This is a genomic window from Streptomyces cinerochromogenes (assembly GCF_014648635.1).
Classification (GTDB): domain Bacteria; phylum Actinomycetota; class Actinomycetes; order Streptomycetales; family Streptomycetaceae; genus Streptomyces; species Streptomyces cinerochromogenes.
In genome coordinates, this window is record NZ_BMRM01000016.1 from 137,183 (window position 1) to 162,593 (window position 25,411).

Below are 25,411 nucleotides of genomic sequence, written 5' to 3' on the forward strand. Positions count from 1 at the left end.
ACGGGCGGATCAGTCCTCGCCGAGGTACGCCTTGCGGACCGACTCGTCGTGCAGCAGGTCGCGTCCCGTTCCCGACAGGACGATGTTGCCGATCTCCATGACATGCCCCTGGTCGGCGAGGGAGAGCGCCGCCTGGGCGTTCTGCTCGACCAGCAGGATCGTGGTGCCCTGGGCCTTCAGCTCGGCGATCGTCGCCATGATCTTCTGCATCATGATCGGCGACAGGCCCATCGACGGCTCGTCCAGCATCAGCAGCTTCGGCTGGGACATCAGCGCCCTGCCCATCGCCAGCATCTGCTGCTCCCCGCCCGAGAGGGTGCCCGCGGCCTGCTTGCGCCGTTCCCCGAGGATGGGGAAGAGGTCGTAGGCGCGCTGGATGTCCTTCTCGATGCCGGGCTTGTCGTTGCGCAGGAACGCGCCGAGGCGCAGGTTGTCCTCGATGCTCATGCGCGGGAAGATGTGCCGCCCTTCGGGGGAGTGGGCGAGGCCCAGGGAGACCACCTGGTGGGCGGGGATCTTCTTCAGCGATCTGCCGTTGAACCTGATCTGTCCGCCGACCGGCTTGAGCAGCCCGGACAGCGTGCGCAGGGTGGTGGTCTTGCCGGCGCCGTTGGTGCCGATGAGGGTGACGACCTGACCGGCCTCGACCTTGAAGGAGATGCCCTTGACGGCCTCGATCTTGCCGTAGGCGACCCTCAGGTCCTCGACTTCGAGCAGTGCGGTCATCGGTCGTTCTCCTTGCCGGGCGCGGCGTCGGTCGTGGTGTCCGTGCCTTCGGCCGTGGTGCCGGAGTCCTCGGCCGTGGTCTCGGCGTCCGCGGCCGTGGTGTCGGAGTCCGCGGCCGTGGTGTCGGAGTCCTCGGCCGTGGTGTCGGAGTCCTCGGCCGGGGTGTCGGCGGCTGCCTGGGCCGTGGCCTCGGCGTGTGCCTCGGCGGCCTCCACCTCGGCCACCTCCTCGGCGCCGGGCGCGTCCTCGAAGGGCTCGCCGAGGTAGGCCGCGACCACGCGGTCGTCGCCCTGGACGGTCGCGCTGTCGCCCTCGATCAGCTTCTCGCCCTGCACGAGCACGGCCACGCGGTCGCACAGGTTGAAGATGAAGCGCATGTCGTGCTCGATGACGAGGACGGCGATGCCCATGTCCCGGATGGCGAAGACCAGTTCCTCGGTGGTCCGCGTCTCTTGCGGGTTCATGCCGGCCGTCGGCTCGTCGAGCAGCAGCAGACCGGGCTCACTGGCCAGGGCGCGGGCGATCTCCAGTTTGCGCTGCTCGCCGTAGGGGAGGTTGCGGGCGAGGTGCTCGGCCTTGTGGTCCAGGCCGACGAACCGGAGCAGTTCCATGGCCCGGTCCCTGGAGGCCTTCTCGGCCCTGTGGAAGCCGGGGCCGCGCAGGACGGCCGACCAGAAGCCCTCCTTGGTGCGGGTGTGCCGGCCGACGAGCACGTTCTCCAGGACGGTCATGTTGGCGAACAGCCGGATGTTCTGAAAGGTGCGCGCGATACCGGCCGCGGTGACCTTGAAGGACTTCGGCGGCAGGACGGCGCCCTTGTAGCGGACCTCGCCCTCGGTGGGGACGTACAGGCCGGTCAGGCAGTTGAAGAAGGTGGTCTTTCCGGCGCCGTTGGGGCCGATGAGACCGACGATCTCGCCGGCGCCGACGGTGAGGTCGACGCCGCGTACGGCGGTCAGGCCGCCGAAGCGCATGGTCACGCCGCGGGCGTCGAGGACGGTCTCGCCGGGCACGGCGGTGCCGGGGGCGGTGTCCTTGGTGGTGGTGTCGGTGGTCATGGTGGTCAGGCCCCCGCCTTCGTCAGGAGGGTGGGTGCTTCCGCCTCTTCGTGGAATTCGAGCTGGCGGCGGCGGTTGGGGATGAGGCCCTCGGGGCGGAAGCGCATCAGCAGGATGAGCGCGAGTCCGAACGCGAAGAGCTGGTAGTTGCCCAGGAACTGGAGCTTGTTCGGGATGAGGAAGAGCAGGGCCGCGCCGATCAGCGGGCCGCTGATGGTGCCCATGCCGCCGAGGACGACCGCGGCGAGCAGGAAGGCGGAGTTGGGCGGGATGGGGCCGGCGAACAGGTACTGCTCGGGCGTCACGGTGTAGGTGACGTGGGCCTGGACGGTGCCCGCGAGTCCGGCGAGGGAGGCGCCGACGGCGAACGCGATGAGCTTGACCCGGAAGCCGTTGATGCCCATGGCGAGCGCGGCGGTCTCGTCCTCGCGGATGGCCACCCAGGCGCGTCCGATGCGGGAGTTGCCGCTGCGGCGGAAGACCAGCACTACGACCGCGGTGATGACCAGCATGAGGAAGAAGTAGTTGGCGAACCGGCCGATGGTGAAGCCGCCCATGTCGTGCTGGGCGCCGAAGTCGAAGCCGAGGACGTCGAGGTTCGGGATCGAGGAGATGCCGTTGGAACCGTTGGTGATGTCGGGTCCGGAGGTGCCGTCGAGGTTGTTGGCCGTGATGCGGAAGATCTCACCGAAGCCGAGGGTGACGATGGCGAGGTAGTCGCCGCGCAGCCGGAGCGTCGGGGCGCCGATCAGCACACCGAAGACCAGGGAGGCGGCGGCGCCGACGAGTACGGCCGCCCAGAACGGGAAGTGCACGTCGAACGGCGAGCTGGGGGAGCCGGAGACCAGGGCGGCCGCGTAGGCGCCGACGCCGAGGAAGGCGACGTAACCGAGGTCGAGGAGGCCGGCCAGGCCGACGACGATGTTCAGACCGAGGGCGACGGTGGCGAAGATGAGGATGTAGACGCCGAGGGTCGCGTACTGGTCGTTGGTCTGGGTGAAGGGGAACAGCGCCGCCGCGACGAAGGCGCCGCAGATGGTGATGTTCGTGTGCCGGGAGGCGATCTGCGAGGCGTGGGCGATCAGGCCGGCCTTGTTGAGGGCGGCGAAGCCGAGGCCGGCGGTGATCAGGAAGCCGATGAACAGCTCGTCGTACTCGGTGCCGATGCCGTAGGTGAAGACGACCAGGCCGAGGGCGAGCATCGCGACGATGACCAGGATCTCGGCGTACGAGGGGAGGGCGGGCGCGGGCCGGGGCGAGCCGGCGGTGAAGACCGCCTTGGTGGTCTCCCACTTGTACGCGGCGCCGTGCCTGAACTTCTCCCAGCCGGTGTCGTCGGGGTCGATCGGCTCGGGCTCGGGCCGCCGGAAAGGCAGGGACAGGGCGCCGGCGAGGGCGGCCAGGCTGGCGACGGCGACGAGGAAGCCGCCGGGCTCCAGGTTGACGAGTCCGCCGAGGTCGACGCTGATCGCGAGGACCGTGTACCAGCTGGTGGCGAAGGTGGCCAGGGTGGCGAACTTCAGGGCCGCGTCGGGGCCTGCGGGCGTCAGCCAGCCGAGGCCCCGCACGCCGTAGGAGGCCAGCGCGAACACGGTGGCGAGGGCCGCGCCGACGAGGACGAGGACCTGCAGGCCGCCCGGGTAGCCGTAGACGGTGAGGTCGCCGGGGAAGTCGGCGGTCCAGGTCCAGGCGAGGAAGGTGGAGACGATCGTCAGCGCGCTGCCGCCGAGGGCGAGGGCGCGGGCGGCCTTCTCCGGCAGCGGCAGCAGGCCGGAGGGGGCGCCGGCCTTGGGGGCGCTGGGGGTCTCGGGTGCGGTGGTCTGTGTGGTCATCGGTCTCACGCCCTGTCCGCGACGCGCTCGCCGAGCAGGCCCTGCGGCCTGAACAGCAGTACGAGGATGAGGAGTACGAAGGCCCAGACGTCGGCCCAGGACTGGCTGCCGAACTTGTCCATGCCCGGGATGTCAGCGATGTAGGCGGTGGCCAGGGTCTCGGCCACGCCGAGGACCACGCCGCCGATCATGGCTCCGTAGATGTTGCCGATGCCGCCGAGGACGGCCGCGGTGAACGCCTTCAGACCGAGGATGAAGCCCATGCGGAAGTTGATCTCGCCGTACTTCAGGCCGTAGGCGACGGCTCCGACGGCGGCGAACGCGGCGCCGAGCGCGAACGCGATCACGATGATGCGGTCGGTGTTGACGCCCATCAGCTTGGCGGTGTCCGGGTCCTGCGCGGTGGCCTGCATGCCGCGGCCGGTGCGGGTCTTCATCACGAACCAGGCGAGGACCGCCATGCTGATCGGAGCCGCGACGACGAGGAAGATGTCACCGGTCTGGATGGTGACGCTGCCGATCTCGAAGGGGCCGCCCGCGATCTGCGGGAAGGTGCGCGCGGACTTCGCCTCCGGGTACCAGGCCCACACCGCCTGCTGGAGGGCGAGGGAGAGACCGATGGCGGTGATCAGGGGCGCGAGGCGCGGGGCGTTGCGCAGGGGCCGGTAGGCGAACCGTTCCGCCCCGACGGCGATGGCGACGGCGACGATGACGGCACCGATGATCATCAGCGGCAGCGCGATCCACATGCTGGTGCCGCCGGGGAGCCAGAGCCAGACCGTGAGAGCGCCGAACGCTCCCGTCATGAATATCTCGCCGTGGGCGAAGTTGATGAGCTGGACGATGCCGTAGACCATTGTGTAGCCGATGGCGACCAGCCCGTACATGGATCCTAGTAGCAGGCCGTTGACCAGCTGCTGCGGCAGTTCGTTCACCGCATGTCCTCCGAGACGTTCGGAAAGTGCGAGGGATGTGGCCGGATGCGAGTCCGCGCGGGGCGCCAGTGGAACAGCGCCCCGCGCGGCTCATGAGTGGGTCAGGCGTGGATCAGCCGGTGTAGGTACCGGACTTGACGGGAACCCAGGCACCGTTCTTCACGGCGTACACGGTGAGCTGCTTGTTGGTGGCGTCGCCGTACTCGTCGAAGGAGACCTTGCCGGTCACGCCGTCGAAGGACACGTTCTGCATGGCCTCGGTGACCTTGGCGCGGGCGTCGGAGGGCAGCTTGCCGCCGTTGGCGTCGACGACCTTCTTCACGGCCTCGATGATCGCCCAGGCGGAGTCGTAGGCGTAACCGCCGTAGGCCGAGTAGTCCTCCTTGTAGCCGGCGGCCTTGTAGTCGCTCACGAACTGCTTGGCGGAGGGCAGGTCCTCGACCGGGGCGCCGACGGAGGTGGCCAGGTCGCCGGTGGCCTCGGCGCCCGCCAGCTTCATGAAGGTGTCGTCCTTGATGCCGTCGCCGCCGACCAGCGGGATCTTGGCGCCGGCGGCCTTGATCTGCTTGCTCAGCGGGCCGGCCTGCGGGTACTCGCCGCCGTAGTAGACGACCTGGGCGCCCGAGTTCTTCACCTTGGTGGCGACCGCGGAGAAGTCCTTGGCGTCGGGGTTGATGTGCTCGGTGCCGACCACCTTGCCGCCGAGCTTCTTGAACTCCTCGGTGAAGGTCGCGGCGAGGCCGGAGCCGTAGGTCTTCTTGTCGTCGATGACGAAGACCTTCTTCTTCTTGGCGGTGTTGAAGACGTACTGGGCGGCGAACGGACCCTGGATGGCGTCCGTCGTCGCGGTGCGGAAGTACGCCTTGTACGGGCGGACCTTCTTGTTCTGCCAGTCCTGGCCCTGGGTCAGCGCCGGGCCGGTGTTGGCCGGGGAGACCTCGACCAGCTTGGCGTCGTCGAAGACCTTCTGCATCGACTCGGCGACCGAGGAGTTCAGCGGGCCTACGACACCCAGAACCTCCTGCTCGGAGACCAATTTGGAGGCGTTCTGCTGGCCGGCGGACGGCTGCGCCTGGTCGTCGAGGGCCTCGATCTTGAAGGTGACGCCCTTGACGAACTTCTGCTTGTTGGCCTTCTGGACGGCGAGGTCGGCCGAGTTCTTGATGCCGAGGCCCATGGCGGACAGGTCGCCGGTCAGGGGGGAGTCGACGCCGATGACGACGGTGGAGCCGCCACCGTTGCCGGAGTCCGAGCCCTTGTCGCCGCTGTCGCGCGAGCCGCAGGCGGTGAGGGTGAGTGCTCCCGCCGCCAGCGCGGCGGTGATGGCGATAAGCGAACGTTGACGCACGATCAGTCCTTTCCCCAGGCACAACCGCTTCCCCGTGGAAGCGGTCGAGTCGCGCGCCGCGCTGAATTGGACAATCCGAAGGCGCGGTGACTGGCCGTGACTCTAAGCGTGTGTGGGGAACGTGGAGGAGTGTCTGACCGAGGCTGTGACGCTCTTGTTATGACACGACGTAATGCAGAGCGGTACCGGGTGGGGTGGTAGGTGGAATTCAGGTGGATTCGCGCTGTCCACATTCTGAGAATGTGCAGGACCTGCCATGATCATTCCAGGCGTCTCGACGGTTTTGGTGATTACCGATTTCTGTTGCTGCAGGCTACTTCCAGGGCGTGGGAGAGGTCCTGTGCGTAGTGCGGGCCCGGGATGAAGCTCTGCTCCTGTATTGCGCGTGTATTACGCAGAGTTACGTCCAGGAAAGGCAGTCCGGCGTTCCTGGGGGCTTTTCCGCATTCGGTCACGTGCATCGTTATGGTGATCTTGCGGGCCGAATCCACCCGGATCCGGAACGGCGCGGGCGGATCCGTGGTCACGGACAGCCCCGCGTACGGCTGGATCACGCGGGTCACGGTGACCGGCGGCCCGGACGCCACGCTCACCAGAACGGCGAAGCTGAAACTGTGCGGCGGGGCGCCCGCCGGAGCGGGCCGGGCGTCGAGATAGGTCAGGTCCACCACCTGGGCGGGGTACGGCACTTGGGGGTACGGGCGCCTCGCGTGCGCGGTCGGCTGCTGCGGGCGGGTGGCGTAGAGATAGCCGCCGCCCGAGAGCAGGACGGCCGCGGCGGCGAGCGCGGCGGCGATCCGCCGCCGGCGGGCGTACCGGGCCGCCAGGGGTGCGGGCGCGTCCTCCTCCCGCCGGCTCTCCCACGCGCGCGTGCCCTCACCGGGCTCCGGCGGACCGATGCCGCTCATGTCCAGGGACCTCCGCTCGGGGTCCCGCGGCGGTAGCGCTCGGTGCACGCCCTATGCGCCTGACGGTCGATCAACTCATCGGCCGCTTCGCGTCCTTGACGTCGCTTCACGGACCGGGCGGCGTCCACGACGTCTCGCAGGATCTGGTACTGGCCGTGGGACAGCCCCATCGACTGGTAGTCGCCGTAGGTGTCGCCGTCGAGCGCCTTGCGCGACCAGTGGGTGACGAGGGCGGCACAGAGGTCGGCGTCGGATGTGGGTGTGGCGGCGGAGGTGGTGGTGGAGACGGGGGTGGGGGCGGAAGTGGGGGAGGAGCGCGTGCGGTCGGGGGTGTGGCTCGGCCCGTCACAGCCCGTCGCGCACCACACGGCCGGCAGCGCCAGCCAGAACACCAGGAACCTCACCCCTCGACGGAGGCCTCCTCGCCGTCCCATGTGCCGAAGCTAAGGGGAGGGAGGGCGAGGGGCAACGCTCCGGCGGGCCCGTGGTGAGGTTCCGACCCGGGCTGAGGCTGCGGTGGGTCCGGGGCTGGGGTGGCGGTGGGTCCGGGACCGGCTTCGCGTGAGCCTGGACTCGGCTCGCGGCGGATCGGGGCTCAGCTTGTGGCGCGCCCCGGTCCGCGCTCGCGCCCGCGCCCGGTCCCGCGTCCCGGTCCGCGCGCCGGTCCTGGCTTTCGGAGGGCCCGGTTCCCGGTGGGCCCGGGTTCAGCTTGCGGTGGGCTCCGCGGAGGCGCCGTCGCCCGGCCGTACGTCCCGGAGGAGGCAGGTCAGCCGGGCGGTGCAGACCCGGCGGCCCTCCTCGTCGCTGATCACGATCTCGTACGTCGCCGTCGACCGCCCCCGGTGCACCGGCGTGGCCACGCCCGTCACCAGGCCGGAGCGGACCCCGCGGTGGTGGGTGCAGTTCAGGTCCACACCGACCGCGATCTTCGAGGCGCCGCCGTGCAGCATGGAGCCGACCGAGCCCAGGGTCTCCGCCAGGACCGCGGAGGCGCCGCCGTGCAGCAGGCCGTACGGCTGGGTGTTGCCCTCCACGGGCATGGTCCCGACGACCTTCTCCGCCGCGGCCTCCAGGATCTGCACCCCCATCCGCGTGCCCAGGTGCCCGGCCGAGAACAGGGCGGGCAGGTCCACACCGAGCGACGCGTACTCGTCGATGACCTCCTGCGGGAACTTCACTTGCTGCTGCTCACCCATGGGCCCGGCTCCGTTCGTCGTCAGCTGTCGGCTCACTGAGCAAACGCTCAGTCGGTCGCCGATTGTTCCAGACGGCGCTCCGGGGCCTCCGTGTGGTCTTCGAGTCGTACGACGACGGACTTGCTGGCCGGGGTGTTGCTGGTGTCGGCGGTGGCGTCCAGCGGCACCAGCACGTTCGTCTCGGGGTAGTAGGCCGCCGCGCAGCCCCGGGCCGTCGGATACAGCACGACCCGGAAGCCCGGTGCCCGCCGCTCCACCCCGTCCTGCCACTCGCTGACCAGGTCGACGTACGACCCCTCGGCGACGCCGAGCGCGCGGGCGTCCTCGGGGTGCACCAGCACGACCCGGCGGCCGCCCGTGATGCCCCGGTAACGGTCGTCGAGGCCGTAGATCGTGGTGTTGTACTGGTCGTGCGAGCGCAGGGTCTGCAGGAGCAGCCGGCCCTCGGGCAGCGCCGGGTACTCCACCGGGGCCGCCGTGAAGTTCGCCTTGCCCGTGGCCGTCGGGAAGCGGCGTTCGTCGCGCGGGGCGTGCGGCAGCGCGAAGCCGCCGGGGCGGGCCACGCGCGCGTTGAAGTCCTCGAAACCGGGGATCACGCGCGCGATGCGGTCCCGGATCGTGCCGTAGTCCTTCGCGAACTCCTCCCACGGCACGACACTGCGCTCGCCGAGCACCCGGCGCGCGAGGGAGCAGATGATGGCCGGCTCGGACCGCAGCTGCGGGCTCGCGGGCTTCAGGCGCCCGCGCGAGGCGTGCACCATGCCCATGGAGTCCTCGACCGTCACGAACTGCTCACCGCTCTCCCGCACGTCGCGCTCGGTGCGGCCCAGGGTGGGCAGGATCAGCGCACGCGCGCCCGTGACCACGTGCGAGCGGTTCAGCTTGGTCGACACGTGCACGGTCAGCCGGGCGCGGCGCATCGCGGCCTCGGTGACCTCGGTGTCGGGGGAGGCGGAGACGAAGTTGCCGCCCATGGCGAAGAACACCTTCGCCTCGCCGTCGCGCAACGCGCGGATGGCCCGTACGACGTCGAAGCCGTGCTCGCGCGGCGGCGCGAAGCCGAACTCCTTCTCCAGGGCGTCCAGGAAGGCCGGGGCGGGCCGCTCGAAGATGCCCATGGTGCGGTCGCCCTGCACGTTGCTGTGCCCGCGCACCGGGCACACACCCGCCCCGGGACGGCCGATGTTGCCGCGCAGCAGCAGGAAGTTGACCACCTCGCGGATGGTCGGGACGGCGTGCTTGTGCTGGGTGAGGCCCATGGCCCAGCAGACGATCGTCCGCTGCGAGGCGAGGACCATGGCGAGCGCCTGCTCGATCTCCGCGCGCGTGAGGCCGGTCGCGGTCAGCGTCTCGTCCCAGTCGGCGGCGCGCGCGGCCTCGGCGAACTCCTCGAAGCCGTGCGTGTGCGCGCGGACGAACTCCTCGTCGACCGCGCCGTCCGCCTCCAGGACCAGCTTGTTGAGGAGCCGGAACAGGGCCTGGTCGCCGCCGATGCGGATCTGGAGGAACAGATCGGTGAGAGCGGCGCCCTTGAGCAGGCCCTGCGGGGTCTGCGGGTTCTTGAAGCGCTCCAGGCCCGCCTCGGGCAGCGGGTTGACGCTGATGATCTTCGCGCCGTTCGCCTTGGCCTTCTCCAGGGCGGAGAGCATGCGCGGATGGTTCGTGCCCGGGTTCTGGCCCGCGACGATGATCAGGTCGGCCTGGTACAGGTCCTCCAGCAGGACGCTGCCCTTGCCGATGCCGATGGTCTCGCTGAGCGCCGACCCGGACGACTCGTGGCACATGTTCGAGCAGTCCGGCAGGTTGTTCGTGCCCAACTCGCGCGCGAAGAGCTGGTACAGGAACGCGGCCTCGTTGCTGGTGCGGCCCGAGGTGTAGAAGACGGCCTCGTCCGGGGAGCCGAGGGCGGCGATCTCCTCGGCGACGATGTCGAAGGCCCGCTCCCAGGAGACCGGCTCGTAGTGCGTGCCGCCCTCGGGGAGGTACATGGGATGGGTGAGCCGGCCCTGCTGGCCCAGCCAGTAGCCGCTGCGGCCGGACAGGTCCGCGACGGAGTGCGCGGCGAAGAACTCGGGCGTGACCCGGCGCAGGGTGGCCTCCTCCGCCACCGCCTTCGCGCCGTTCTCGCAGAACTCCGCCGCATGCCGGTGGTCCGGCTCCGGCCAGGCGCAGCCCGGGCAGTCGAAGCCGTCCTTCTGGTTCACGCGCAGCAGCGTCAGCGCGGTGCGCCGCACACCCATCTGCTGTTGGGCGATGCGCAGCGTGTGCCCGATGGCCGGCAGCCCCGCCGCCGCGTGCTTCGGCTCCGCGACCTGCGGCGCGTCCTGAACCGGATCACCCTTGGGCGGCTTGGTCGCCATCGCACGGTCCCCTTCGACTGCGTGTGAGAAGTACGGTGCCGATCCTCCCACGGGTCACCGACAACGGTGCCGGTCGGGTGGACGGGAGCGGGAGCACGGCCTGCTTCCTCTGCCGCCTTCCTCTGCCGCCTTCCTTTGTCCGCCTCCTCCGCTCCTCTGTCTTCAGCCTGCCTGCTCGGTCACCCGCTGCTCCGGGCCGGGCCCGTGTGGCGGTGCTCACGCGCGCCGCGGTAGCGCGGCCCGGGTTGTCAGTGGCTCGTGGCAGGATCGGGGACGTGGCAGAGACAGCATCGAAGCAGACCGACAAGACCCCCGGCGGTACCCGTCCCCGGCTGATGCTCATGGACGGGCACTCGCTGGCCTACCGCGCGTTCTTCGCGCTGCCCGCGGAGAACTTCACGACCGCGACGGGCCAGCCGACGAACGCGATCTACGGCTTCGCGTCGATGCTGGCCAACACCCTGCGTGACGAGGCGCCCACGCACTTCGCCGTGGCCTTCGACGTGTCCCGCAAGACCTGGCGCTCCGAGCGGTTCACCGAGTACAAGGCGAACCGCTCCAAGACTCCGGACGAGTTCAAGGGCCAGGTCGAGCTGATCGGCGAGCTGCTCGACGCGATGCACGCCCCGCGCTTCGCCGTCGAGGGGTACGAGGCGGACGACGTCATCGCCACCCTCGCCACCCAGGCCGAGGCCGAGGGCTTCGAGGTGCTGATCGTCACCGGCGACCGCGACTCCTTCCAGCTGGTCACCGAGAACACCACGGTGCTCTACCCGACGAAGGGCGTCTCGGAGCTGACCCGGTTCACCCCGGAGAAGGTTTTCGAGAAGTACGGCTTGACGCCCGCCCAGTACCCGGACTTCGCCGCCCTGCGCGGCGACCCGTCCGACAACCTCCCCGGCATCCCCGGCGTCGGCGAGAAGACCGCCGCGAAGTGGATCAACCAGTTCGGCTCGTTCGCCGAGCTGGTCGAGCGGGTCGAGGAGGTCAAGGGCAAGGCCGGGCAGAACCTCCGGGACCACCTGGAGTCCGTCAAGCTCAACCGCGTCCTCACCGAGCTGGAGCGCCAGGTCGAGCTGCCGAGGACGGTCACCGACCTGGAGCGGGCCCCGTACGACCGCAAGGCCGTCGCGATGATCCTGGACACCCTGGAGATCCGCAACCCGTCCCTGCGCGAGCGCCTCTTCGCCGTCGACCCCGGCACGGAGGAGGCCGAGACCACTCCGGTCACCACCGACGGCGTGGAGATCGACGGCAGGATCCTGCGCACCGGCGAGCTGGCCCCCTGGCTCGCCGAGCACGGGGCCGCGACCCTGGGCGTGGCCACCGTCGACACCTGGGCGCTGGGCACCGGCTCGGTCGCCGAGGTCGCCCTCGCCGAGGCCGGGGGAGCGGCGGCCTGGTTCGACCCGTCCGAGCTGGACGAGGCCGACGAGAACGCCTTCGCGGCCTGGCTGGCCGACGCGGACCGCCCCAAGGTGCTCCACAACGCCAAGGGTGCCATGCGCGTCTTCGCCGAGCACGGCTGGAGCGTCGAGGGCGTGCGCATGGACACCGCGCTCGCCGCCTACCTGGTCAAGCCCGGCCGCCGCTCCTTCGATCTCGACGCGCTGTCGATGGAGTACCTGCACCGCGAGCTGGCCCCCGCCGCCGCGGCCGACGGCCAGCTGGCCTTCGGCGCGGACGAGGGCGCCGAGGCCGAGGCCCTGATGGTCCAGGCCCGCGCCGTCCTGGACCTCGGCACGGCCTTCGAGGGCCGCCTCGAGGAGGTGGGCGCCGCCGACCTGCTCCGGGACGTGGAGCTGCCCACGTCCGCGCTGCTCGCCCGCATGGAGCGGCACGGCATCGCGGCGGACCGGCCGCACCTCGAAGCGATGGAGCAGATGTTCGCCGGCGCGGTCCAGCAGGCCGTGAAGGAGGCGCACGCCGCGGCCGGCCACGAGTTCAACCTGGGCTCGCCCAAGCAGCTCCAGGAGGTCCTCTTCGGCGAGCTGGCGCTGCCGAAGACGAAGAAGACCAAGACCGGCTACACCACCGACGCCGACGCGCTGGCCTGGCTCGCCACCCAGACCGACAGCGAACTGCCGGTGATCATGCTCCGGCACCGGGAGCAGGCCAAGCTCCGGGTCACCGTCGAGGGCCTGATCAAGACCATCGCGGGCGACGGCCGTATCCACACCACCTTCAACCAGACGGTGGCCGCGACCGGACGCCTCTCCTCCACGGACCCGAACCTCCAGAACATCCCGGTCCGCACGGACGAGGGCCGGGCGATCCGCCGGGGCTTCGTGGTCGGCGAGGGCTTCGAGTCCCTGATGACCGCGGACTACAGCCAGATCGAGCTGCGCGTGATGGCCCACCTCTCCGAGGACGAGGGCCTGATCCAGGCGTTCACCTCCGGCGAGGACCTGCACACCACCGCCGCCTCCCAGGTGTTCGGCGTCGAGCCCGGCGCGGTGGACGCGGAGATGCGCCGCAAGATCAAGGCGATGTCCTACGGCCTTGCGTACGGCCTGTCCGCGTTCGGCCTCTCCCAGCAGCTGAACATCGAGGCGGCCGAGGCCCGCGCCCTGATGGACGCCTACTTCGAGCGCTTCGGCGGGGTGCGGGACTACCTGCGCCGAGCGGTCGACGAGGCCCGGGCCACGGGCTACACGGCGACGCTCTTCGGCCGCCGCCGGTACCTGCCCGACCTCAACAGCGACAACCGCCAGCGCCGCGAGGCGGCCGAGCGCATGGCCCTCAACGCGCCCATCCAGGGCACGGCGGCGGACATCGTGAAGATCGCCATGCTCAAGGTGGACGGCGCCCTGCGGGAGGCGGACCTCAAGTCCCGCATGCTCCTCCAGGTCCACGACGAAATCGTCCTGGAGATCGCCCCCGGCGAGCGGGCGGCCGCGGAGGAGATCGTCCGCCGCGAGATGGCGGGCGCCGTGGACCTGCGGGCCCCGCTGGACGTCTCGGTGGGCGTGGGCCCGGACTGGGAATCGGCGGCCCACTAGCCGGGCGGTGCGTGAGCGGGGAGGGGCGTCTCGGCCCGGCCGAGGCCGGCGCGCCTCCCCGGTCCTCTCACGCCGCCGGGACGGCGCACCCGCCACAACCCGAACGGACCCCGCCAAAACGCCCCCCACCCCCCGCAGCCGCAACACTGCGGGCATGGGTATACGCATGCTTCACCGCCGGACGCCCGTGGCAGCCACCGGGGTCTGGGCGGACACCGCCTCGGCGCAGGCCCTCCCCGCCGCGCCGGTCCCGGCCCTCGCGGCCGACGCAAGCACCGCCCGCATCCCCGCCGACCTGGCCACGGTCCTGCGCACCGCCACCGAACGGCTCCGCGGCAGACTCACCGGCCGTACGGCCCGCACCCCCGACTGGCGCCAGTGGACCGACCTGGCCCGCGGCTATCTCGCCCTCGTGCTCACCCTGGTCCCCAGCGCCCGCCCCCGGCCCACCGTGACGGTCTTCGTCGCCTCCCTCACCGAGAGACCGGCCACCCCCGGCCCGCACCGGCCGGCTCACCGGACCTCCCCGGACCCGCCGGACTCCCCGGCCCCCCGGGACCGGCGGCCGGACGCCGGGCCCTGAACCAGGCGGCGTACAGCAGCAGCCCCAGGACCGTCCCCGCGCCCACACCGAAGCACAGCGTGGGCACCAGTTCCCACGGCCCCGCCGCCCTGCCCTGCGCCCGCCACCGCGCCGTCCGCTGTGCCGCCCCGGCCAGCGCACAGCCGCCGATCAGCGCGAGCCCCCACCACCGGTCCCGCACGGACAGCATCCGCGCCCCCGCCGGTACCCCGCCCGGCGCCCGCCGCAGCGCACGGACCACGAACACCGCGAGCACCACGGCACCCGCCACCGACGACCCGTACTGCAACCAGGTGAACAGCGGCATGCCCCCGAGGCGCTCCCGCCCGATGGCCGGAACCAGCCGCGTACCCCACCGGTCGTGATGCGTGAACGCGTCCCACACCACATGGGTGAGCGCGCCGAGCACCGCCGAGCCGTACCACCACCCCGCCGACGCGGCCCGTACGCGCGCGCGTGGCGCACCGCAGCGCAACAGGGCGGCCGGCCGCCCCTGCCAGGCCGGCGGCAGCAGCGCGAGCAACGGCTCCCGGACCAGCAGCCACAGCCCCACGAGCGCCCACGCGATGAGCACGTCGACCGTGACGACCCCGGTGAACGCGTGCGTGACCGTGCCGAACTCCATGCCGCCCGGCAGAACACCCGCCGCGTAGTACGGCATGTCCGGCGCGCAGGACCCCGCGACGAGCACCGCCGGCACCAGCCGGCCCCGGCCCCCGCCGTCCCGGCGGATCGCGGGCAGCACGGCCGCCGCATGACTGAGCGTGAACGGCAACAGAACCCCCGGAGCGGTCGGCGGCCCGGATTCCCGCGCCGGTGATCGGCTCCGCCCAGTATGCGTGACCGCCGTCAGGGCGCACGCACGACAACGACAGTTGGCCAACCGGTGAAAACGGGGCGCGAACGGGTGCCCGCTCCAAGCAAGTTGTCGTAGGGTCACCTGCGGCGCCGCACGGGCGCACGGTCGTGCCCAGGTCCCACGCAGCGAAAGGCGGAACAGGGGCAACCAGATCACCGGGTCAACCGTCACACCAGAGCGAGGCAGACAGACGGAGAAGGACGCACCGACGTCCACGGGAGGGGTTTCACTCTATGGCGGCGCATTTCGGCAGGCGGCTGCGCAAGGGAGCGGCGACCACCGCCGTGGCCGCGGCGGCGGTCGCGGCTCTCTCCGCGTCCCAGGCTCCGGGAGCGGCCGGCGACGACCACGGCAGACAGGCGGCGGCCGGCGCCACCGCCCCCGTACCGGACGGGCCCGCCGGCGGCAACGCCACCGGAAACTCGCCCTACTTCACGGACCTGCCGCCCTTGAAGAGCCCCAACCCCAGTCCCTCGTCCGGCAGCGGCACCCCCGTCGCCCGGGGCGAGGCCGAGGCCGGCATCCCGGCGACGGTCCTCGACGCCTACAAGAAGGCCGAGGCCGAACTGCGCTCCTCCAAGCCCGGCTGCAACCTGCCCTGGCAACTGCTCGCCGCCATCGGCAAGGTCGAGTCGGGCCACGCCCGCGGCGGCCGGGTCGACGCCGACGGCACCACCGTGGGCCGGATCCTGGGCCCGCAGCTCGACGGCAACGGCTTCGCGCTCATCCCGGACACCGACCACGGCGCCTACGACGGCAACAGCACCTACGACCAGGCCGTCGGTCCCATGCAGTTCATCCCGTCCACCTGGGCGTGGGCCGGCCGCGACGGCAACGGGGACGGCGAGAAGGACCCCAACAACGTCTACGACGCCGCCCTCGCCGCGGGGCACTACCTGTGCCGCAACGACTGGGACCTGTCCACCGACAGCGGCCTGCACAGCGCGATCCTCAGCTACAACAACTCGCAGGACTACCTCAACCTGGTCCTGAACTGGCTGGAGTACTACCGCAAGGGCAGCCACTCCATCCCCGACGGCACCGGCAGGGTCCCCGAGCACCGCAGCGACGGCGGTTCCCACCACACCACGTCCCCGAAGCCCTCGGACCCGCCGAGCAAGCCGGACCCGAAGCCCCACAAGCCCGGCGGCGGCGACCACGGCGGCAACGGCAACGGCGACAACGGGGGCGGGGGCACCGGGACGCCCGACCCCAAGCCGCCGACGCCGCCCGTCCCGCCGACGCCGCCCGTCCCGCCGGCGCCCCCGCAGACACCCACCGACCTCGTGGACCACCTGCAGGGCGTGGGCACCGGAAAGCTCACCGCGGCGGCCGGCGACGCCTTCGCCGAGCCGGTCGGCGTCCGCGCCGAGACCAAGGTCGGCAAGTCCGTCGCCAAGGTCCGGATCAGGTTCACCGTCACCGGCGACACGGACGCCACTTTCGCGGGCGGCGAGACCGTCGCCACGGTCGCCACCGACGCCAAGGGCCTCGCGGTCGCCCCGGCGCTCCAGGCGGGCGAGAAGACCGGCGACTTCAAGGTCACCGCGGCCGTCGTGGGCCGCTCGGTCAAGGGAGTCGACTTCACCGCCACGGTCACCGCGCGCGCCGCCGACACCCTGGTCCGCACCAGCGACACCCCGCTGACCTGCACCCCGGGCGGGGAGTTCGCCGACCAGGTCCAGGTGAAGGCGACGTACAAGGGTGCCGTCGCGGGCAAGGTCGCGGCCACCGCCACCCTGATCAAGTCCGCGACCGACGCCACGGAGAACGACAAGGGCCCCTCCTTCAAGGACGCCGACGGCAAGCCCGTCCGCACCCTCACCGGCCTCCAGACCGACGACAAGGGCCTGCTCACCCTGCCGAAGCTGTACGCGGACGACACCACCGGCACCTTCCTGCTGCGCATCACCACCACGGGCGGAGCGACGCTCACGGTGGAGCTGAAGGTCGCCGCGGCCGACACCTCGGCGAGCCCGGCCCCGAGCGAGACCGCCTCCTGACACACCCCGGTACACGAACCGGGGCACAGGGCGCCCCCTCCGCCCCGGCGGGGAGGGCGCCCTTCTTCGTGCGTGCACCGCTGTTCTCATCTCGCCCGCCCGTTGCTACGGTGCCGGACCTGACGACCCATCAGGAGACCGTCAGGACACAGTCAGGACACCGACCGTCCGCCGGGAGGCCCGCATGCGCGCCCTGATCGCCGCCGCGACCGGTCTCGCCCTCGCGCTCGCCCTGGTCCTCACGATCAGCGCGCTGGGCTCCCCGTCGGGCCGGACGTCCCCCAAGCCGCTGCTGACGACGGTGCCCGCGCACCCGTAGCCGCGCCCGTCCGGGAGGAGGCCGGAATGCGCCGCACGGCAAGCCTGGTCCTGCTCGCCTGCGCCGTGTTCTGCGCGGCGCTGTCCCCGCTGTTGCGCTGGTACGCCTTCCCGCGCCTGGCCCGGATCCCCGCGAACCAGTACCAGGACATGGTTTTGGAGGCCCGCGACGCCACCCTCCTCGACTACGGCACCATGCGCGCGAAGAAGGTCCCCAAGGTCACCATCGTGCAGACCCTCAAGGGCGACGTGGAGGCCGCCGGGAAGATCGGGAGGACGGCGGGGCGGCCGGTCGTCGTCTGGGACAGCCTCTCCTACGTCCAGGGCCCCGACGGCAGGATGGTCTCCAAGGTCCCCGAACGCTACATCTTCGACGCCCACAGCCAGGACCCCGTCCACGCCACCGGCGAGATGGTCGACGGCGACCCGGTCAGGCGCGAGGGCATCGAGTTCAAGTGGCCCTTCCTGACGCAGAGACGGGACTACGAGTACTTCGACGCGCAGACCCGCACCTCCAGCCCCATCCACTACCGGGGCACCCGCACCTTCCGCGGGCTGACGGTCTACTACTTCGAGCAGACCGTCCCCTGGACCAAGGTCCCCATGCCCCGGACCATGCCCGTCCAGGGCATCACCCCGGAGTCGGTCGCCAGGACCGGTACGACCCGCTGGTACACCACGGTCCGCAGGTTCTGGGTCGAACCCGTCACCGGGGCGCCCGTCTACGGCGAGGAGATCCACCAGGAGGAACTGCGCGGCGGCACCCTCCTCGGAGGCCGCGCCAAGGTCACCGCGTTCGCCGGGCACGTGAAGATGCGCGAGGACTACATCGGGCACACGGTCGCCCTGGTCAAGCACAACCGCACCCTCGTCCTGGCCCTCACCTCCTACGTCCCCCGGGCCTCCCTCGCCCTCGGCCTGCTCCTCCTCGCCCTGGCCCTCTGGCTGGAGGCCCGCACCCGCCGCCCCCAGCACCCCGAGCCCACGCAGCCGGGAGAGCGGGAACCGCTCAACGCCTGAGCCGCGCGTTGGTGTGTCGCGTGGGCTCGGCGGTCGCCGGGTCCTCCGGCCATGGATGCTTCGGATAACGCCCGCGCAGCTCGGCCCGTACACCCCGGTAGCCGTCCTGCCAGAAGGAGGCGAGGTCGGCCGTGACGGCGGCGGGCCGCCCGGCGGGCGAGAGCAGATGCACGAGCAGCGGCACGCCCGCGACGGCCGGTGTCTCCCGCAGCCCGAACATCTCCTGCAGCTTCACCGCGAGGACCGGCCGCTCGGGATCCCGGTAGTCGACCCGGACCCGGGACCCGCTCGGCACGGTGATCCGCTCGGGCGCCAGCTCCTCCAGCCGGCCGGCCTCCCCGCTCGCCCAGGGCAGCAGCCGCGCGAGTGCCTGCCCGGCGTCGATCCGGGACAGATCGGCCCGCCGCCGAGCCCTGCCCAGCTCCGGCTCCAGCCATTCGTCCACGCGCGCGTGGAGCGCCTCGTCCGACACCTTTGGCCACGGCTCCCCCAGGTGCGTCCGCAGGAACGCCAGCCGCTGCCGCAGTCCCTCCGCCTCCGGCGACCAGCGCAGCAGCCCGAGCCCTTCCTCCCGGAGCCCGTCCAGCAGGGCGGCGCGTACGAGGGCGGGGTCGGCGTCCTTCAGCGGCTTCACGGCCAGCTCGATCGCCCCCAGCCGCTCGACGTGCCGGGCCACGACGTCCCCGTCGGCCCAGTGCACCTCGTCCCGCTCGGCGAGCAGCGCCCCGGCGGCGACCCGCGCCACCTCCTCGTCCACGGCCGCCCCGAGCCGCACACGCGCGTGCCCCTTCCCCGCGGGCCGGTCGGCGACGGCGACGACGATCCACGGAGCCCCCCGCAGCGCCGACCCCTCGGACAACTCGGCCCGCGTCCCGGACGCCATGAGATACGACCCCCCGTCCAGCTTGGCGACCCGCTCGGGAAACGCGAGAGCAGCGACACCCCCGACGAGCCGGTCACCTCCGCCACCCCCTCCGCCAACCGCGACGAGCCGATCACCCCCGCCGGCCCCGGCCCCGGCACCGCCACCGACGAGCCGATCCCCGCCCTCGGACCCGGCCCCGCGGCGCGCGAGGCCGCCATCCCCGCCGGCCCCCGTGCCGGACCCGGCCCCGAGGGCGGGCGGCTCGTCGTCTCCGGCGTCCGGGCCGGCCTGGACGGTCACTTCTGTCCGACGGTCATGGGCAGCCGGGTGGGCAGGCTCCGCAGAACCCCCCGCGGCCCGCAGCCGCCGCACCTCCGCGGCCCACCGCGCACCGTAGGCGTCACCGCCGCGCCGCGCCCGACGCAACGCACCGGCAAGATCATCCCCGTAGTCCCGGGGCACTTCCTCGGAGAGCAGAGCCACGACCTCCGCGCCCCGACCGCCCGTGTCCAGCAACGCACGCCCCAGCCGAGGATGCACTCCCAGCCGGCCCAGGCGCCCTCCGACCTCCGTGGCCCGGCCGGCGGAGTCCACCGCACCCATCGCCGTCAGCGCGGAGCGCGCCGCCGCCATCGCCCCGCCCGGCGGCGGATCCAGCAGCGCCAGCCCGGAGGCGTCCGGATCGCCCCAGCACGCCGCCTGGAGGGCGAACGCGGTCAGATCGGCCACCTTGATCTCCGGCGCGGGAAAAGCCGGCAGCCGGCCGTCCTCGGCCTCCGCCCAGCACCGGTACACCGCCCCCGGCGCCTCCCGCCCGGCCCGCCCCGCCCGCTGCCGCCCGGCCGCCCGCGACGCCCGTACGGTCGTCAGCCCGCTCAGCCCGCGCGCGTGATCCACCCGCGGCTCCCGCGCCAGCCCGGAGTCGACCACCACCCGCACCCCGGGCACGGTCAGCGACGACTCCGCCACGGACGTCGCCAGCACCACCCGGCGCCGAGCCCCGGGCGCCAGCACCGCGTCCTGCACGGCGGCCGGCGCCCGCCCGTGCACCTGGAGCACCTCGACCCCGCCGAGATCCCCCAGCAGACCCGCCACGCGCGCGATCTCGCCCACGCCGGGCAGGAAGCACAGCACGTCCCCGTCCCGCTCGGCCAGCGCCCGCCGCACCACCGACGCCACATGCGCCAGCAGCGCCGGATCCACCCGCATCCCGTGCGGCGGCCGCACCGGACGCGCCGGGGGAGCCCAGACGACCTCCACCGGATGGGCCGCACCGGCCGCCTCGACCACCGGCGCCCCGCCGAGCAGCCGCGCCCACCCCTCGGCGTCCGTGGTCGCCGACGCGGCCACCAGCCGCAGCTCCGGCCGCAGCGCCTGCCGTACGTCCCACAGGAACGCGGCCACCGTGTCGGCGTCCAGGTGCCGCTCGTGGCACTCGTCGAGGACGACCACGTCCACCCCGGCCAGCTCCTGGTCGCGCTGGAGCCGTTGCAGCAGGACACCGGTCGTCACGACCTCCACGCGCGTGTGCCGCCCCACGGACCGCTCGCCGCGCACGGTGAAGCCGACGCTCGCGCCGGGCCGCTCGCCCAGCAGCCACGCCATGCGCCGGGCCGCCGCCCGCGCCGCGATCCGCCGCGGCTCGGCCACCACGACCCGCCGCGCGGGACCGTCCCCGACCAGCCCCGCGAGCACCAGCGGCACCAGCGTCGTCTTGCCGGTACCGGGCGGCGCCACCAGGACGGCGGTGCCGTCACCCTCCAGGGCGTCGGTCAGAGCGGGCAGGGCGGAGCGCACGGGCAGCGCGTCCAGGGCGTCGTAACGGATCACGCCACCAGTGTCGTACGACGGTGAGAACCGCCTCCACGCGCGCGTGCCCGGCCGGCAGGCCTCAGTCCCGCTCGCACACGAAGATCGCCGTGCCCGGGATCAGGTTCCCGCGCAGCGGCGACCAGCCGCCCCACTCCGAGGCGTTCCAGGCCGGCCACTCCGGCTCCACCAGGTCCACCAGCCGGAAACCCGCGGCCACGATGTCCCGCACCCGGTCGCCGAGCGTCCTGTGGTGCTCCACGTACACCGCACGGCCCTGCTCGTCCTGCTCGACGTAGGGCGTGCGGTCGAAGTACGACGAGGAGACCGACAGCCCCTCCGGACCGGGCTCGTCCGGGAACGCCCAGCGGATCGGATGCGTCACCGAGAACACGAACCGGCCGCCGGGCCGGAGCACCCGGCGCACCTCGCGCAGGACCAGCCGCGGGTCGGCCACGAACGGCAGCGCCCCGTACGCGGAGCACGCCAGGTCGAAGGAGCCGTCCGCGAACGGCAGCGCGCCCGCGTCGGCACAGACCAGCGGAAACGATCCGCCGATCCGCAGCGCGTGCTGCAGCTGGCGGTGCGAGAGGTCCAGCGCCACCGGCCGCGCGCCCTGGGCGGCCAGCCAGCGCGCGCACTGCGCCGCGCCCGCGCCGATCTCCAGGATCTCCTTGCCCTTCAGCTCCTCGGCCGGGCCGAGGAGCTCCGCCTCCACCTCGTCCAGCCCCTCCGGGCCCCACACGAAGCGGTCGTCGCCGAGGAAGATGCCGTGCTCGGTCTGGTACTCGTCCGCGTTGCGGTCCCACCAGCCCCGGTTCGCCCGGGCGCTCTCCGTGACGTCCGCCTCACGCCGGGTGGCTTCCGGCTCGAACCCCTCGGACCCCTCCGGTTCGTACGCTTCCGGCTCTTGGATGATCGGCTCCCTCGTCGTACTCTTCCGTCCAGCCCGCCGGGGACCCGCGCGAAGGGGATCCCACGGTCCCGTGTGGCCTGTTGGGACGATTCTTCTGCCGGGAATGCGGTGATCCGCCCCGGGTGTGCGCCTTCGCGCATTGACCATGTCCGGCCGTCCCCGTATGCTACAAGTTGCGCTGCGGGCCTGCGCACCTCAGACGTAGCAGGCTGCGCTCGCATCTGTTGTATGTCCCCTCGGTTGTCGAGGCGCCATCACCAGTTCCCTGGTGAGGCGCTTCCTTGGCTGTCCGGCTTCTGCAGAGCGAAACGGGCTCCCGGCGTAAGCAGTACCTACGACTTCAATGTCCGTACCGGAGCCCTTTCCCACATGACGAGCAGCACCGAGACCACCGCCACCACCCCGCAGGTAGCGGTCAACGACATCGGTAACGAGGAAGCCTTCCTCGCCGCGATCGACGAGACGATCAAGTACTTCAACGACGGCGACATCGTCGACGGCGTCATCGTGAAGGTCGACCGGGACGAGGTCCTGCTCGACATCGGTTACAAGACCGAAGGCGTCATCCCGAGCCGCGAGCTCTCCATCAAGCACGACGTCGACCCCAACGAGGTCGTCGCCGTCGGTGACGAGATCGAGGCCCTGGTCCTCCAGAAGGAGGACAAGGAAGGCCGCCTGATCCTCTCGAAGAAGCGCGCCCAGTACGAGCGTGCCTGGGGCACCATCGAGAAGATCAAGGAAGAGGACGGGATCGTCACCGGTACCGTCATCGAGGTCGTCAAGGGTGGTCTCATCCTCGACATCGGCCTCCGTGGCTTCCTCCCGGCCTCCCTGGTCGAGATGCGCCGCGTCCGCGACCTCCAGCCGTACGTCGGCAAGGAGCTCGAGGCCAAGATCATCGAGCTGGACAAGAACCGCAACAATGTGGTCCTGTCCCGCCGTGCCTGGCTGGAGCAGACCCAGTCCGAGGTCCGCCAGACGTTCCTCACGACCCTCCAGAAGGGTCAGGTCCGCTCCGGTGTGGTCTCCTCGATCGTCAACTTCGGTGCCTTCGTGGACCTGGGTGGCGTCGACGGTCTGGTCCACGTCTCCGAGCTGTCCTGGAAGCACATCGACCACCCCTCCGAGGTCGTCGAGGTCGGCCAGGAGGTCACCGTCGAGGTCCTCGACGTCGACATGGACCGCGAGCGCGTCTCCCTGTCGCTGAAGGCGACCCAGGAAGACCCGTGGCAGCAGTTCGCCCGCACCCACCAGATCGGCCAGGTCGTGCCCGGCAAGGTCACGAAGCTGGTGCCGTTCGGTGCGTTCGTCCGCGTGGACGAGGGCATCGAGGGTCTGGTCCACATCTCCGAGCTGGCCGAGCGCCACGTGGAGATCCCGGAGCAGGTCGTCCAGGTCAACGACGAGATCTTCGTCAAGGTCATCGACATCGACCTCGAGCGTCGCCGCATCAGCCTCTCGCTGAAGCAGGCCAACGAGTCCTTCGGTGCCGACCCGGCCTCGGTCGAGTTCGACCCGACCCTGTACGGCATGGCCGCGTCCTACGACGACCAGGGCAACTACATCTACCCCGAGGGCTTCGACCCCGAGACCAACGACTGGCTCGAGGGCTACGAGAAGCAGCGCGAGGAGTGGGAGCGCCAGTACGCCGAGGCGCAGTCCCGCTTCGAGCAGCACCAGCAGCAGGTCATCAAGTCCCGCGAGGCGGACGCCCAGGCCGCTGCCGAGGGTGGCGACGCCGCCGGTGCGGCTCCGGCCGCGGGTGGCGGTTCGTACTCCTCCGAGGGCGCCGACACCTCCGGTGCGCTGGCCTCGGACGAGGCGCTGGCCGCGCTGCGCGAGAAGCTGGCCGGCGGCCAGAGCTGATCGCTGCCGCTGAGGCTTAGCCGATAGCTGGTCCCGAGGGGCCGTACCTTCCGAGGTACGGCCCCTCGGTGTTTCCCGGACAAGGGCCGCCAGGTGACGGGTCGTCACGACATCCGGCAAGAGATCGCTGATCAGCGGCGTGTCGCGGGAATTCCGCTGTTCCAGGGCGCGTTGTCCATGAGGAACACGAGGAGGAGCGGTCACAGTGCTTGATCCGCAGGGTTTGTACGCATGGGAGCCGAAGGGCCTCGCCGTGGTGGACATGGCGCTCGCCCAGGAGTCGGCCGGCCTTGTCATGCTCTACCACTTCGACGGATACATCGACGCGGGTGAGACCGGCGACCAGATCGTCGACCGGCTGCTCGACTCACTGCCCCACCAGCTCGTGGCCCGGTTCGACCACGACCGGCTCGTGGACTACCGGGCCCGCCGGCCCCTGCTGACCTTCAAGCGGGACCGCTGGACCGACTACGAAATTCCGGCCATCGAGGTCCGCCTCGTCCAGGACACCACCGGCGCCCCCTTCCTGCTGCTGTCCGGGCCCGAGCCGGACGTGGAGTGGGAGCGGTTCGCGGCGGCGGTGCGGCAGATAGTGGAGCGGCTCGGCGTGCGCCTCTCCGTGAACTTCCACGGCATCCCCATGGGTGTCCCGCACACCCGCCCGGTGGGCCTGACCCCGCACGGCAACCGGACCGACCTCGTCCCCGGCCACCGCAGCCCCTTCGAGGAGGCGCAGGTGCCCGGCAGCGCCGAGTCGCTGCTCGAGTACCGCCTCATGGAAGCCGGACACGACGTCCTGGGCGTCGCCGCCCACGTCCCGCACTACATCGCCCGTTCCCCGTACCCGGACGCCGCCCTGACCGTCCTGGAGGCCATCACGGCCGCCACCGGCCTGGTCCTGCCCGGCGTCGCCCACTCCCTGCGCACCGACGCGCACCGCACCCAGACCGAGATCGACCGGCAGATCCAGGAGGGCGACGAGGAGCTGACCGCGCTCGTCCAGGGCCTTGAGCACCAGTACGATGCCGCGGCCGGCGCCGAGACCCGGGGCAACATGCTCGCGGAGCCCGTGGAGATCCCCTCGGCCGACGAGATCGGGCAGGAGTTCGAGCGCTTCCTGGCGGAACGGGAGGGCGACAACTGACCTCCGCCGGTTCCGCCGGCGGAGCCAGGGCCTAAGCTTCCGCTCATGCTGACAGTGGGCCTGACCGGCGGGATCGGCGCCGGCAAGAGCGAGGTGTCGCGGCTGCTCGTGGAGCACGGGGCCGTGCTGATCGACGCGGACCGCATCGCGCGCGAGGTCGTGGCGCCCGGCACGCCCGGGCTCGCGGCCGTGGTCGACGCCTTCGGAGCGGAGGTGCTCGCCGCCGACGGCAGCCTGGACCGGCCCCGGCTCGGCTCGATCGTCTTCGCCGACCCCGAGAAGCTCGCCGTCCTGAACTCGATCGTGCACCCGTTGGTGGGCGCCCGCTCCCGCGAACTGGAGAGCGCCGCGGCTAAGGACGCCGTCGTCGTCCACGACGTGCCCCTGCTCACCGAGAACGGTCTCGCCTCCCTCTACGACGTCGTGATCGTCGTCGACGCCGCCCCCGAGACCCAGCTCGACCGGCTGGTGCGGCTGCGCGGCATGGCCGAGGACGACGCACGCGCGCGCATGGCCGCGCAGGCGACCCGCGAGCAGCGCCGGGAGATCGCGGACATCGTGATCGACAACGACGTACCCCTGGACGCGCTGAGGAAGCGCGTCGCCGAGGTGTGGGACGAGCTCGTCCGCCGGGCGCGGCAGGGTGCCACGGGCACGGAATAG

The 25,411-nt window shown here is 71.7% G+C and carries 20 protein-coding genes; 8 read left to right on the forward strand and 12 right to left on the reverse strand.

Annotation, left to right across the window (positions count from 1 at the left end; genetic code table 11):
• Positions 1-9: 9 nt before the first annotated feature.
• From IEZ20_RS28445 to IEZ20_RS28485, 9 genes are all read right to left on the reverse strand, one after another.
• Positions 10-726, reverse strand: a complete 717-nt coding sequence (locus tag IEZ20_RS28445; RefSeq protein ID WP_189303907.1) for an ABC transporter ATP-binding protein — start codon at positions 724-726, stop codon at positions 10-12.
• Positions 723-1,784, reverse strand: coding sequence for an ABC transporter ATP-binding protein (locus IEZ20_RS28450; RefSeq protein WP_189303910.1), 1,062 nt, complete (start codon positions 1,782-1,784; stop codon positions 723-725). The genes IEZ20_RS28445 and IEZ20_RS28450 overlap by 4 nt, the downstream gene beginning before the upstream one ends.
• A 5-nt stretch (positions 1,785-1,789) precedes the next feature.
• Positions 1,790-3,616 carry a branched-chain amino acid ABC transporter permease gene (locus tag IEZ20_RS28455; protein WP_189303912.1) on the reverse strand — a complete coding sequence of 609 codons (1,827 nt, stop codon included), beginning with the start codon at positions 3,614-3,616 and terminating at the stop codon, positions 1,790-1,792.
• 5 nt (positions 3,617-3,621) lie between these two features.
• The gene (locus IEZ20_RS28460; protein ID WP_189303914.1) at positions 3,622-4,551 is read right to left on the reverse strand and encodes a branched-chain amino acid ABC transporter permease; all 930 of its coding nucleotides are present in this window, start codon (positions 4,549-4,551) and stop codon (positions 3,622-3,624) included.
• A 112-nt stretch (positions 4,552-4,663) separates the two neighbouring features.
• Complete coding sequence (locus IEZ20_RS28465) at positions 4,664-5,899, reverse strand: branched-chain amino acid ABC transporter substrate-binding protein (protein ID WP_189303916.1); 1,236 nt, start codon at positions 5,897-5,899, stop codon at positions 4,664-4,666.
• Positions 5,900-6,189: 290 nt separating this feature from the next.
• Complete coding sequence (locus tag IEZ20_RS28470; protein ID WP_189303918.1) at positions 6,190-6,807, reverse strand: Tat pathway signal sequence domain protein; 618 nt, start codon at positions 6,805-6,807, stop codon at positions 6,190-6,192.
• Entirely contained in the window at positions 6,804-7,211 is a 408-nt protein-coding gene (locus tag IEZ20_RS28475) for a hypothetical protein (RefSeq protein ID WP_229896293.1), read from the reverse strand. Before IEZ20_RS28475 ends, IEZ20_RS28470 begins: the two co-directional genes overlap by 4 nt.
• Before the next feature lie 300 nt (positions 7,212-7,511).
• The gene (locus IEZ20_RS28480; protein WP_189303922.1) at positions 7,512-8,003 is read right to left on the reverse strand and encodes a hotdog fold thioesterase; all 492 of its coding nucleotides are present in this window, start codon (positions 8,001-8,003) and stop codon (positions 7,512-7,514) included.
• 47 nt (positions 8,004-8,050) lie between these two features.
• Positions 8,051-10,363 (reverse strand): FdhF/YdeP family oxidoreductase, encoded by a 2,313-nt coding sequence (locus IEZ20_RS28485; RefSeq protein WP_189303924.1) that lies wholly within the window; start codon positions 10,361-10,363, stop codon positions 8,051-8,053.
• A 275-nt stretch (positions 10,364-10,638) separates the two neighbouring features.
• On the opposite strand from IEZ20_RS28485, the gene polA reads away from it, so the two are divergent.
• Together polA and IEZ20_RS28495 are read left to right on the forward strand one after the other, a co-directional pair.
• Positions 10,639-13,365: a DNA polymerase I gene (gene polA / locus IEZ20_RS28490; RefSeq protein WP_189303926.1), complete on the forward strand. Its 2,727-nt coding sequence runs from the start codon at positions 10,639-10,641 to the stop codon at positions 13,363-13,365.
• A gap of 154 nt (positions 13,366-13,519) precedes the next feature.
• Positions 13,520-13,948 (forward strand): hypothetical protein, encoded by a 429-nt coding sequence (locus IEZ20_RS28495; protein ID WP_189303928.1) that lies wholly within the window; start codon positions 13,520-13,522, stop codon positions 13,946-13,948.
• Here IEZ20_RS28495 and IEZ20_RS28500 read toward each other — a convergent pair.
• Complete coding sequence (locus IEZ20_RS28500) at positions 13,839-14,723, reverse strand: DUF4184 family protein (protein WP_189303930.1); 885 nt, start codon at positions 14,721-14,723, stop codon at positions 13,839-13,841. The genes IEZ20_RS28495 and IEZ20_RS28500 overlap by 110 nt on opposite strands.
• A 317-nt stretch (positions 14,724-15,040) precedes the next feature.
• Between IEZ20_RS28500 and IEZ20_RS28505 the strand changes: the two genes are divergently transcribed.
• From IEZ20_RS28505 to pgfA, 3 genes are all read left to right on the forward strand, one after another.
• Positions 15,041-16,810: a lytic transglycosylase domain-containing protein gene (locus IEZ20_RS28505; RefSeq protein WP_189303932.1), complete on the forward strand. Its 1,770-nt coding sequence runs from the start codon at positions 15,041-15,043 to the stop codon at positions 16,808-16,810.
• 184 nt (positions 16,811-16,994) lie between these two features.
• Positions 16,995-17,129, forward strand: coding sequence for an SPW_0924 family protein (locus tag IEZ20_RS28510; protein ID WP_189303934.1), 135 nt, complete (start codon positions 16,995-16,997; stop codon positions 17,127-17,129).
• Between the two features lie 26 nt (positions 17,130-17,155).
• Positions 17,156-18,148, forward strand: coding sequence for a cell envelope lipid trafficking protein PgfA (gene pgfA / locus IEZ20_RS28515; RefSeq protein WP_189303936.1), 993 nt, complete (start codon positions 17,156-17,158; stop codon positions 18,146-18,148).
• Here pgfA and IEZ20_RS28520 read toward each other — a convergent pair.
• The gene (locus IEZ20_RS28520; protein ID WP_189303938.1) at positions 18,138-20,843 is read right to left on the reverse strand and encodes an ATP-dependent RNA helicase; all 2,706 of its coding nucleotides are present in this window, start codon (positions 20,841-20,843) and stop codon (positions 18,138-18,140) included. The two genes, pgfA and IEZ20_RS28520, sit on opposite strands and share 11 nt — an antisense overlap.
• Positions 20,844-20,904: 61 nt before the next feature.
• Positions 20,905-21,741: a class I SAM-dependent methyltransferase gene (locus IEZ20_RS28525; protein ID WP_189304048.1), complete on the reverse strand. Its 837-nt coding sequence runs from the start codon at positions 21,739-21,741 to the stop codon at positions 20,905-20,907.
• A 366-nt stretch (positions 21,742-22,107) separates the two neighbouring features.
• Here IEZ20_RS28525 and rpsA point away from each other — a divergent pair, with 366 nt between their 5' ends.
• From rpsA to coaE, 3 genes are all read left to right on the forward strand, one after another.
• Positions 22,108-23,604, forward strand: coding sequence for a 30S ribosomal protein S1 (rpsA, locus tag IEZ20_RS28530; RefSeq protein ID WP_189303940.1), 1,497 nt, complete (start codon positions 22,108-22,110; stop codon positions 23,602-23,604).
• Positions 23,605-23,809: 205 nt separating this feature from the next.
• Positions 23,810-24,748, forward strand: a complete 939-nt coding sequence (locus tag IEZ20_RS28535) for a PAC2 family protein (RefSeq protein WP_189303942.1) — start codon at positions 23,810-23,812, stop codon at positions 24,746-24,748.
• Positions 24,749-24,793: 45 nt separating this feature from the next.
• Positions 24,794-25,411: a dephospho-CoA kinase gene (coaE, locus tag IEZ20_RS28540; protein WP_189303944.1), complete on the forward strand. Its 618-nt coding sequence runs from the start codon at positions 24,794-24,796 to the stop codon at positions 25,409-25,411.

Bases quoted from the DNA above. Each gene is read 5' to 3' on its own strand.
- coaE (WP_189303944.1), top strand. From the start codon at position 24,794: ATGCTGACAGTGGGCCTGACCGGCGGGATCGGCGCCGGCAAGAGCGAG.
- rpsA (WP_189303940.1), top strand. From the start codon at position 22,108: ATGACGAGCAGCACCGAGACCACCGCCACCACCCCGCAGGTAGCGGTC.
- IEZ20_RS28470 (WP_189303918.1), bottom strand. From the start codon at position 6,807: ATGAGCGGCATCGGTCCGCCGGAGCCCGGTGAGGGCACGCGCGCGTGG.
- IEZ20_RS28450 (WP_189303910.1), bottom strand. From the start codon at position 1,784: ATGACCACCGACACCACCACCAAGGACACCGCCCCCGGCACCGCCGTG.
- IEZ20_RS28445 (WP_189303907.1), bottom strand. From the start codon at position 726: ATGACCGCACTGCTCGAAGTCGAGGACCTGAGGGTCGCCTACGGCAAG.
- IEZ20_RS28510 (WP_189303934.1), top strand. From the start codon at position 16,995: ATGCGCGCCCTGATCGCCGCCGCGACCGGTCTCGCCCTCGCGCTCGCC.
- IEZ20_RS28480 (WP_189303922.1), bottom strand. From the start codon at position 8,003: ATGGGTGAGCAGCAGCAAGTGAAGTTCCCGCAGGAGGTCATCGACGAG.
- IEZ20_RS28455 (WP_189303912.1), bottom strand. From the start codon at position 3,616: ATGACCACACAGACCACCGCACCCGAGACCCCCAGCGCCCCCAAGGCC.
- IEZ20_RS28505 (WP_189303932.1), top strand. From the start codon at position 15,041: ATGGCGGCGCATTTCGGCAGGCGGCTGCGCAAGGGAGCGGCGACCACC.
- IEZ20_RS28485 (WP_189303924.1), bottom strand. From the start codon at position 10,363: ATGGCGACCAAGCCGCCCAAGGGTGATCCGGTTCAGGACGCGCCGCAG.
- IEZ20_RS28495 (WP_189303928.1), top strand. From the start codon at position 13,520: ATGGGTATACGCATGCTTCACCGCCGGACGCCCGTGGCAGCCACCGGG.
- pgfA (WP_189303936.1), top strand. From the start codon at position 17,156: ATGCGCCGCACGGCAAGCCTGGTCCTGCTCGCCTGCGCCGTGTTCTGC.